We start from the raw sequence: 9,689 nt of genomic DNA, 5'->3' as shown, positions 1-9,689 counted from the left end.
CCTCTAGGAAAGCAAAACGGTCCGCCGCAGCGGTGCCTTACGCATTACCTTTTTTCTATATAGAGTTTATGCTTTGTCAAGGGATAGATGGAAAGAATGATCAACTCCAGTCTCTATGATAAGCTTGTTATTTTTTAAGGTGTGAAAGTTGAGTTAATAATACATCTCTTGCAAAAACAGCTGATACAAAAGAAATTCCTTTTTCAAGCGGATATGATAGAATTACTAACAGTATGATATTAAGCAGGAAGGAAGTATTTTAGATGAAGCTAGTTACATGGAATGTCAATGGAATCCGCGCCTGTGTCCGCAAAGGTTTCTTGGATTTCTTTCATGAAATAGATGCAGATTTTTTCTGTTTACAGGAAACAAAGGTGCAGGCAGGCCAAATTGAATTGGATTTAGAAGATTATTATCAATATTGGAATTACGCACAACGAAAAGGTTACTCTGGAACGGCTATTTTCACAAAGCATAAACCGTTGCGTGTTTCCTACGGTTTTCAAGAGGGAGAGACAGAGCCGGAGGGGAGGATAATTACATTAGAGTACCCTGAATTTTACCTTGTCAATGTCTATACACCAAACTCAAAACGGGATTTAACCAGGCTTGAAGAACGTCTGGAATGGGAAGACAGGATATTTGATTATTTGAAGGAGCTAGATGCTGAAAAGCCTGTAATTTATTGTGGAGATTTAAATGTAGCGCATCAGGAAATCGATTTAAAAAATGATAAAACGAATCATGGCAACTCAGGATTTACTCAGGAGGAGCGTGATAAAATGACACGCATCTTAGCCAATGGATTCACAGATACGTTACGCTATTTCTATCCAGAACGCGATGACATTTTCACTTGGTGGTCTTATATGAAAACAATCCGCGAAAGAAATATTGGATGGCGTATTGATTATTTTATTGTTTCCAGTCAATTAGAAAAATATCTGAAAAACTTAGAGGTTTATCGATATACCCTTGGCAGCGATCATTGTCCAGTATGCTTGGAAATGAATCTGGAGGAAAATTAAATCTATACAGACATTGGTTTAATCAAAGAATTTAAAAAACTGGATGTCAAACGCCCGAAATAATTCGGGGATAAAAAAAAGCCCAATAATTAAACCAAACAAAAATATAGTAATAATTCTTATTTTTTTTCGCATTCCCCGGTGGCCTCTCTTTCATAAAAGAAGAAAAGGAAGTACCTTAGCTGCCTCCTCTTCTTCTTTTTTATTCAGAAGATATATTCGTCCATTTTCAGCTGGTATGTAAACATTTATGGAAGAAGCTCCTCCACATGTCTTTTATTTCTTTTGCAAATAATCAACCATGCCAAGTGCGCTTAATTGTAAATCTACATTAATCATCTGATAAACTTCATGCTCATCTTGAATCCCCTGCTCACTAAGCTCGGATTGCACATATTTCAACAAACGTTTAGCAATCTCATCATAGCCCTGTCCTTCAGCAACCGCACCTTCTGCTTCTTTAACAAATATATCCAGCCATGTCTCTGCCTGCTTCAAGGCTTCTTCTACTAAATCAGTTTCTCCAAAATGTCCAAAATAGATATAATCCAATTGTTTTTCACGGAATCTTTGCAAAGATTGCTTCATTGCTGCCGGATCAAAGTGGTTTGGAGAAGTAGATGGTAAAAAGAAGTTCACTCCATGCGGAAATAATTGTTCATATTGGATTCCAGCTGTATCTCCCGTAAACATGCCGTTACTCAATGGATCATAGATGCTCAGATGATGTCTGGCATGCCCCGGTGTGTCCCAAAATTCTAATACCCGCTCTTCCCCAATTTGTAAACTATCTCCTTCTGTTTTTTCCACAATTCTTTCTTCCTCGGCCGTGACAATCGGATCGTATAGCTCGGAAAAACGCTCTCCATAAATCGCCCGTGCTCCAGCTGCTAATTTCTTAGGGTCAACCAGATGCCTTTTCCCTCTCGGATGAACGTATAAAACAGCGTTAGGGCATAAAGCTAATAAACGTCCCGCTCCGCCTGCATGGTCTAAATGAACATGTGTCACAATAATATGCTTCACATCAGCTAATGAATACCCCAGCTCTTCTAGCCCTTTCTTAATATATGGTACAGCAGGGCTTGGACCTGTTTCAATAATGGTAAGCTCATCTCCTTCAATGATATATGATCCGGTTCTTCCGCTTACACCAAAATCAAATCCATCGATAAGTGAAATACCATGATGAAGTTTTATTGGCTTTCTGGAATGCAGATTCATAGTAATCCCCCATTTCTACAAAATTTTTCTACTATAACATAAACTTATTTTAACATCTTTTCAGAAACTCTCCGTATGATTTTGTATATTGCATTCTAATTACTTAAATTTCTCACCTAAAAAACTTGCTTATCATAGAGACAGGTGTTGATTGTTCCTTCTATCTCTTGACAAAGCATAAACTCTATCTAGAAAGAAGATAACGGAGCAAATGGAAATTAGACCAGTAAAGAACATATTTTTCATGGTGCATATAAAAATGTCCCGTCACGATTACTTTCATTCGGTGTAAGAGCCTAACTGAGCGCAGATCAGCCAGTTAGACTCTTATGGGAACAGGGCGATCTGAATATCCACTTGAAAAACGGTTTTCTTTTCAAGTTAGCTGAAGCGTCCTCATGGCAGACTAAAATTTCAGGCCTCCTGGGGATTACTTCCCTCGTCAGAAACGTTTGTACGTCAGAATTTGTAGTGATTGGTTACAGGAGCTATACACAATCTCCATTTCAAATAGAAGGATGATTTAACAAAATGCAAGCAGGATACATGTTCATCCTGGAATAGGAAGGTATAGATGCTAATTCTCAGGTGCGAAAATTGAGTAATTATTTCTTGCACTTGATTTTGAGTTAAAACCAAAATAGGAAATTTGAATGATTTTCTTTGCTTGATATTCAACAATAGGGTACATTAGATGGAGAATAGATAATATAATATTTACTGGTACAAAATATAACAGTAAATTGAAAATGGATTAAAAGGATGAAACAAAATGAGTAAAAAGAATGTGGATGATTACCTTCAAGAAGGAATGTATGGAACACGCCTGCCCAATGAAAGTGAACGGAAAAAATATCTTGGAACATTGCGTGAGCGTATCGCTTTTGTTTTAACAATTGGAGAGGTTATGTCTAATAAAGGCCTTGTGGAATTAGAGCGTCAATTAAAGCAGCATCCAAAGGCAAAGCTGCTGTTGAATGGGAATATTTCATACCAATTTTTAAAAGAAGAAAAGTCACTCGCCGACCGTTTTTCCATTTCTCATACAACTGTAAGTAATCAGGAAAATGATACAGAGATTGGTTTAGTACTCACATACTCTTATGCTGTAGATATAGAGCATATTTACCTCAAGGATATAGAAGACATATCAGCTCCAAATGAAAAAGAAGAAGAAGAAAAAAACAGTAATCCACCAAAAGGATTCGTTTCAAAGCTCAAAAATTTATTCCATTAGTACTATTTTTAGGTCTATTATAAAAACAGTATGGATAAAACAAATGCTAAAAAGTGCCAGTCATCGGAATTTAGATTATTTAAACTAATTCCCAGATGGCCGGCACTTATCTTCACTTTATATTCCTTACTATTTCAAATTATATGATTCATTTTTTGTTATCAAAATCAATATTTTTCATTCGGAACGGTGTGATAATCAATACGACAATCAATGCCAGTCCCATGTAGCCGATCAGTGAATAAAATTTAGAAACTAAATCTGTAAAGCCGACAAAACTGAGGATAAATCCTGCTACAAGAGTTATAACTAAAATAATGTTAAATTTCTTCGTTTCTACTTCTGCAAACCTGGCAACAAAGGCAAAGAACATACTAATTGCAGTATTAAAAATCATTCCAAATAGAACAATCGCCATGATAATGCCTAAAAATGGTGAGACATTATTTACAATGCCCAACATCGGCATTTCGAAATTACCAACCTCTTCAATTTTAGCAAAAATCGCGAAATAACTAAGCAGAATTAAGACACCTAATCCTAGTCCCCCTACTAATCCGCCAATTGCAGCTGTTTTTCTATCCTTTTCTGCACTTCCCATAACAATAGACATAGCTGCACCAACTGATGTATTAAAGGTAGCATAGTTCAAGCCTGCTACAAACCAATTCGGAAAATTCGGTCCATGACTTTTTGCAGTACTATTTAACTCTGCAAGCGACCCATCCATCGTAAAAAAGCTGTAAATGGAAATAAAAATAACAAATAAAATTAAGAAAGGTGTAATACTGCTGATTACAGCAACAACTTTATCTACTTTTAACATCCCCGTCAGCAGCACCAATACTGCCATCAGGACAGCGCCAACAACATGAGGCAATCCAAATTGCTGGTTAAGATTTGCTCCAGCTCCTGCAATCATCACGACGCCTACGCCAAATAAAGTAAATACAAGCACAGCATCTACAATCACACCAATAAGGTTAAAACGGGTGAGCTTTTCGATAAACTTAAAATGACTGATCTTATAAATTACTTCATTATAGGAGGATGTCTGGGATCTGCTTCCCAGCCAGACGAGCATCATACCAACATATGCAAAAAGCACGGTTGAAACAAAGGCAGCCAGAATACCTAATGTTCCAAAGCTGGTAAAATACTGCAGCACCTCCTGTCCGGAAGCAAAACCTGCCCCTACAATCACACCTATGAATGCGCTTGCAATTACAAAGATTTTCATTATTCTTTTCATGTTCTTCCTCCTATTGTTCCTTTTTTCGTCACACAAGTATTTGATGAAATCTTTCTATGTATATACTAAAATAGAGATAGATATATTTTTTAGTATACAAAAAGACTGCTTATGAAAAATGATAGTTTTTTTAACAATAAAAAGCAAGTATACAAATTATTCAATTAATTAAAAATAATGTAAGCAGGCTTTTCATATCAATATTAATGCTTCTCTTATAAAGGAGTGCGTTTTATGAATTATTCTAACATAAGCACTAATAAACTATTAACTCTTCGACAGCCTTTTTCTGATTTAGATGCACTCGCCGATATGATTAGCGAAGTGTTGGCATGTCCAATTACGATTGAGGATGCCAATCATCATGTTCTAGCATATAGTAAGCATACTGAAAATATTGATGAAGCGAGAATAAGTACCATTATGAATCGGAAAGTTCCTGATAAGGTAATCAATGGATTATGGAAAAACGGAGCAATGCCTAAGCTTATTGACAGTAATCAGCCTGTCATTATACCTGAAATTAAAGAAATTGGACTAGGAAACCGGATAGCCATTTCCATCTGGAAGCAGAACGAAATATTAGGATTTATTTGGGCGCACACAGGAGAAAAGGAATATTCTGCAGATGATTTGGAAATCTTAAAAGAAGCTGTCCGTCAAGTGAAAAAATTTATACTGCAAAAGCTGCCTGGCAGGAGAAATACAGAACAAGCCTATAAAGATTTTTTCTGGCAGCTGTTAACAGCAGACTTTGTCAGCGCAAGCACCATTCAATCCTATGAAAAACAATTCAATATAAAATTGCAGGACGGCTTGGCTATTGTTGTCTTCCGTTTTGAAGATGAGATTACACCGCAAATTGAAAAACATGCTTACTACCTTTCAGAAACAGTCATGCAGGTCAATACGATTTTTCGTTTGTTTGATGATCAGGATTTTATTCTATTAGTTCGCTTATGGAAAGATGACGATACATCAGATAAGATTTATCAATTTATTAGTCAGCTTCAGGAAAAAATAAGTATACAGCTGAAGCTGACCTCCATGCACGGCGCAGCAAGTCAAATTTATCATTCAGCTAAAGATATGACACAGGCCTATGAAGAAGCACTCCAGACTCTTTCCTTACAAAAGCAATTCCCGGATAAGCTGTCTTCTTGTTTTCTGTACGAAGATTTAGGCATATTTCAGTGGGTAGACATATTAAAGGAACATCGCCAAAAACGGCATCATACTAATAAATACATTCAACGGCTCCGTAAGTATGATGAGCGCCAGCAAAGTAACTTATTATACACTTTAGAAGCATATTTAGAGTATGATTCTAACGTACTTCAGACAGCAAAAGCTTTGTTTATCCACCCAAACACTATGAATTACCGTTTAAAAAGGATTCATGAGATTAGTAAGCTTGATTTAAAAAATCCGCATCAAAAAATAGCGGTTTATTTAGAATTATTAGCTGATAAACTAGAATAACAGTACCGTTTGTGTAAATACACAAACGCTATTGGCCCAATTCATTTATTTTCATAATGTTTTTCCACAAAGAAAGCGTTAACATAATAAGTATAAACAATAAACAAAGGGGCGAGTAAACATGATTATCGGGGTTCCTAAAGAGATAAAAAATAATGAAAACCGTGTTGCTATGACACCAGCTGGAGTGGTTAACCTTGTACAATCCGGCCAAACCATCCTTATTGAAAAAGAAGCCGGCTTAGGGAGCGGCTTTACAGATGATGAATATAAGCAGGCCGGAGCAGAAATTATTGCAGAGGCCAAGGACGTGTGGGATCGTTCTGATATGATTATGAAGGTAAAAGAACCGCTTGAATCAGAGTATCGCTATTTCCGGAAAGGATTAGTATTGTTCACCTATCTTCATCTGGCTGCTGACAAGAGACTAACAGAAGAGCTGGTAGAAAAAGAGGTAACAGCTATTGCCTATGAAACCATCGTTGTAGGCAGGTCACTTCCGCTTCTCACACCAATGAGTGAGGTAGCCGGTCGTATGGCTACACAGATCGGCGCACAGTATTTAGAGAAATCAGAAGGCGGAAAAGGCATTTTACTTGGTGGAATTCCTGGAGTAAAACGAGGAAAAGTAACGGTTATCGGCGGCGGTGTCGTTGGCACAAATGCGGCAAGGGTAGCTATCGGCCTTGGAGCTGATGTAACGATTATTGATTTAAATCCGCAGCGTCTTCGCGAATTAGAAGAGATTTTCGGCTCAAGCATTCAAACATTAATGTCAAATCCATTAAATATCGGGGAAGCTGTGAAAGATTCTGACCTTGTTATTGGCTCAGTACTAATTCCGGGCAGAAGAGCACCAAAGCTTGTAACAGAAGAAATGATTCAATCCATGCAGCCGGGCAGTGTCATTGTCGATGTGGCAATTGATCAGGGCGGTAACTTTGAAACAGTTGACCATCCGACAACTCATGAAGACCCAATTTATGTGAAGCATGATGTCCTGCATTATGCCGTTGCAAATATTCCCGGAGCTGTTCCGCGTACTGCAACAGTCGGCCTGACAAATGTAACTGTTCCTTATGCTGTTAATATTGCGAAACAGGGTGTAGAGAACGCCATTCAAAACAGCGCACCTATCGCCAGCGGTGTGAATGTAATGAATGGTCATGTAACAAATGAAGCTGTTGCAAATGATTTAAATTATGAATATGTTGCAGTAAAAGATATTTTATAAAAAATACAATAAATCTAAAAAGTCATCACTCCTTATAAAAGAGCTGGTGGCTTTTCAGCGTTCCAACTGGATTATAGTATAGAAGCCTTTCTAATCGTCATTTCCATACCATTCTGTTACACTTACCTTATACAGAATGGAGGGATTATTTTGCGTTTACAAAATCAAAAAGTTATTGCACTTGTCGATCATGATTTTGAAGATTTAGAACTATGGTATCCCGTTCACCGTCTGCGTGAAGAAGGTGCCAGAGTAGATTTAGTCGGACAGGCTGCTAATCAAAAATATATAGGAAAGTATGGTGTTCCTGCTGAATCTGATTACGCTTTTTCAGAAGTGAATCCAGAAGATTATGATGCAATTCTGGTTCCTGGAGGATGGGCTCCAGATAAACTTCGCCGTTTCCCTGAAGTTATCAGCTTCGTTAAGCACATGAATGATAATAAAAAGCCTATCGGACAAATTTGTCATGCCGGATGGGTATTAATCTCTGCAAATATTTTAGAAGGCAAAACTGTAACCAGTACACCGGGAATTAAAGACGATATGACCAATGCTGGTGCAACCTGGGTTAATGAGCCGGTTGTTTCTGATGGGCACCTTGTTTCAAGCAGAAGACCGCCTGATCTACCAGATTATTTACGTGAATTAATCAAAGTGATGGAAGAATACAGCCGTTAAAATAAGTGTTTATAAAGTTTGATAAAAAGGATCAAGAAGTTTGAGGCAGCGCAGCTTTGAGCAGCTCTTTTCATGGGGCGAGTAATCGCAACCCCAGCGGAAAAGCTAGCTAACGAAGAAATTCGCAGTGTCATTTTTATTAGACTTTGTAAAAATCCACTTAAGGGAGTTTTTATATGAGAATTGTTTCTATAGAACCAACACCCAGCCCACATTCTATGAAAATCAATGTGAGTGAGACTTTACCCCCTGACGAAACGTATAATTACAGTGACAAGGACGATTTAGCTCATGCACCGGAATATGTGCAGGAGCTTTTTGCTCTGGAAGGGGTTAAAAATATCTATCGTGTTATTGATTTTATTGCTTTAGCAAGGAATCCAAAAACACCCTGGGAAGAACTACTGCCTCAAGTCCGAAACGTATTGGGAACAGAGGAAGCGTTCGATCAGCAGGATGAACTATCTAATGCTCCGCAGGCTCCTTCTGAAGCATTTGGAGAAGTTCATGTTTTCATTCAGATGTTTTTAGGAATTCCTATGCAGGTAAAGCTGGAAGAAGGAGATAGAGAAGAACGCTTCGGGCTGCCAGAGCGCTTTTCCAATGCAGTAATGGAGGCTTCCACTGCCTCTGACAATATCATTCTGGATCGGAAATGGGAAGAACAGCATCCACGCTATGGAAGTCTGGAAGAAATAGGATATGATGTTGTAGAGGAGCTAAAAGCAAGCTATGACCAGGACCGCTTGGATACCCTTGTACAAATGGCTTTGCAAAATGATGAAAGTGCAGGCAACACAACAAACTATTATCAGCATGTTCCGATTGAAAAACTGGATAATCCTGATTGGCGTGAACGCTATGCTGCGCTGGACCGTTTAGACCCGACATTGGACGATCTTGCCCTTTTGGAAAAAGCTGTCCACGATGAAAAAGCATCTATCCGCAGACTGGCAACAGCTTATTTAGGAATGCTGGAGGATAAAGCTGCGTTGCCATTACTATATAAAGCATTAGCTGATAAAGCCGTCAATGTCCGGAGAACTGCCGGAGATTGTATTTCTGACTTAGGTTTTACAGAGGCTATTCCAAATATGAAGGAAACATTAAAAGATAAGAGCCGAATTGTCCGTTGGCGTGGAGCAATGTTTTTATATGAAGTCGGAGATGCATCTGCCGTCCCTGCTCTTCAAGAAGCTGCTGATGATGAACCCGAATTTGAGGTCCGTATGCAGATAAAATTAGCCCTGGAGCGTATTGAAGGCGGCAAACAGGCAAAAGGCTCTGTTTGGCATCAAATGACACAGGCAACAAGATCAAAAACAGACATTTTCAAAGACTGATGGAAGCTAATTCAGAGCAACTGCTTCTGAATTAGCTTTTTCTATCGTTGGATTGAAAAGTTAAAATGAATAAATCTAGAAATACATCACATCAGCCATACATATTATTAATATATATTCTCACACGCGTTGTACTTCATTCCAACTCTTTCAGTAGTTACTGTAAATGAAGAAAATACCATTTTGTACCTTGGTGTGACCTCTGAAA

General features: G+C 38.1%; 8 protein-coding genes. 6 read left to right on the top strand and 2 right to left on the bottom strand.

Annotation, left to right across the window (positions count from 1 at the left end):
• The first annotated feature begins 263 nt into the window (after positions 1-263).
• Positions 264-1,028, top strand: coding sequence for an exodeoxyribonuclease III (locus tag OSO01_RS13150; RefSeq protein ID WP_147210895.1), 765 nt, complete (start codon positions 264-266; stop codon positions 1,026-1,028).
• Between the two features lie 276 nt (positions 1,029-1,304).
• Here OSO01_RS13150 and OSO01_RS13145 read toward each other — a convergent pair whose 3' ends face one another.
• Positions 1,305-2,246, bottom strand: coding sequence for an MBL fold metallo-hydrolase (locus OSO01_RS13145; protein ID WP_147210907.1), 942 nt, complete (start codon positions 2,244-2,246; stop codon positions 1,305-1,307).
• 778 nt (positions 2,247-3,024) lie between these two features.
• Here OSO01_RS13145 and OSO01_RS13140 point away from each other — a divergent pair.
• Entirely contained in the window at positions 3,025-3,489 is a 465-nt protein-coding gene (locus tag OSO01_RS13140; protein ID WP_147210894.1) for a YueI family protein, read from the top strand.
• A gap of 148 nt (positions 3,490-3,637) precedes the next feature.
• On the opposite strand, the gene OSO01_RS13135 is transcribed toward OSO01_RS13140, so the two are convergent.
• Positions 3,638-4,732 (bottom strand): YkvI family membrane protein, encoded by a 1,095-nt coding sequence (locus OSO01_RS13135; RefSeq protein WP_371863301.1) that lies wholly within the window; start codon positions 4,730-4,732, stop codon positions 3,638-3,640.
• 243 nt (positions 4,733-4,975) lie between these two features.
• On the opposite strand from OSO01_RS13135, the gene OSO01_RS13130 reads away from it, so the two are divergent.
• From OSO01_RS13130 to OSO01_RS13115, 4 genes are all read left to right on the top strand, one after another.
• Positions 4,976-6,223: a PucR family transcriptional regulator gene (locus OSO01_RS13130; RefSeq protein ID WP_147210892.1), complete on the top strand. Its 1,248-nt coding sequence runs from the start codon at positions 4,976-4,978 to the stop codon at positions 6,221-6,223.
• A 121-nt stretch (positions 6,224-6,344) separates the two neighbouring features.
• Positions 6,345-7,457, top strand: a complete 1,113-nt coding sequence (ald, locus tag OSO01_RS13125; protein ID WP_147210891.1) for an alanine dehydrogenase — start codon at positions 6,345-6,347, stop codon at positions 7,455-7,457.
• A 150-nt stretch (positions 7,458-7,607) separates the two neighbouring features.
• A complete protein-coding gene (locus OSO01_RS13120; RefSeq protein WP_147210890.1) occupies positions 7,608-8,138 on the top strand; it encodes a type 1 glutamine amidotransferase domain-containing protein in 531 nt (176 codons plus the stop codon).
• 176 nt (positions 8,139-8,314) lie between these two features.
• Positions 8,315-9,481 (top strand): conserved virulence factor C family protein, encoded by a 1,167-nt coding sequence (locus tag OSO01_RS13115; RefSeq protein WP_147210889.1) that lies wholly within the window; start codon positions 8,315-8,317, stop codon positions 9,479-9,481.
• Positions 9,482-9,689 lie beyond the last annotated feature (208 nt).

Origin of the sequence: Oceanobacillus sojae (assembly GCF_007991515.1) — a bacterium.
Classification (GTDB): domain Bacteria; phylum Bacillota; class Bacilli; order Bacillales; family Amphibacillaceae; genus Oceanobacillus; species Oceanobacillus sojae.
This window is presented reverse-complemented; position numbering and strand designations above follow the sequence as displayed.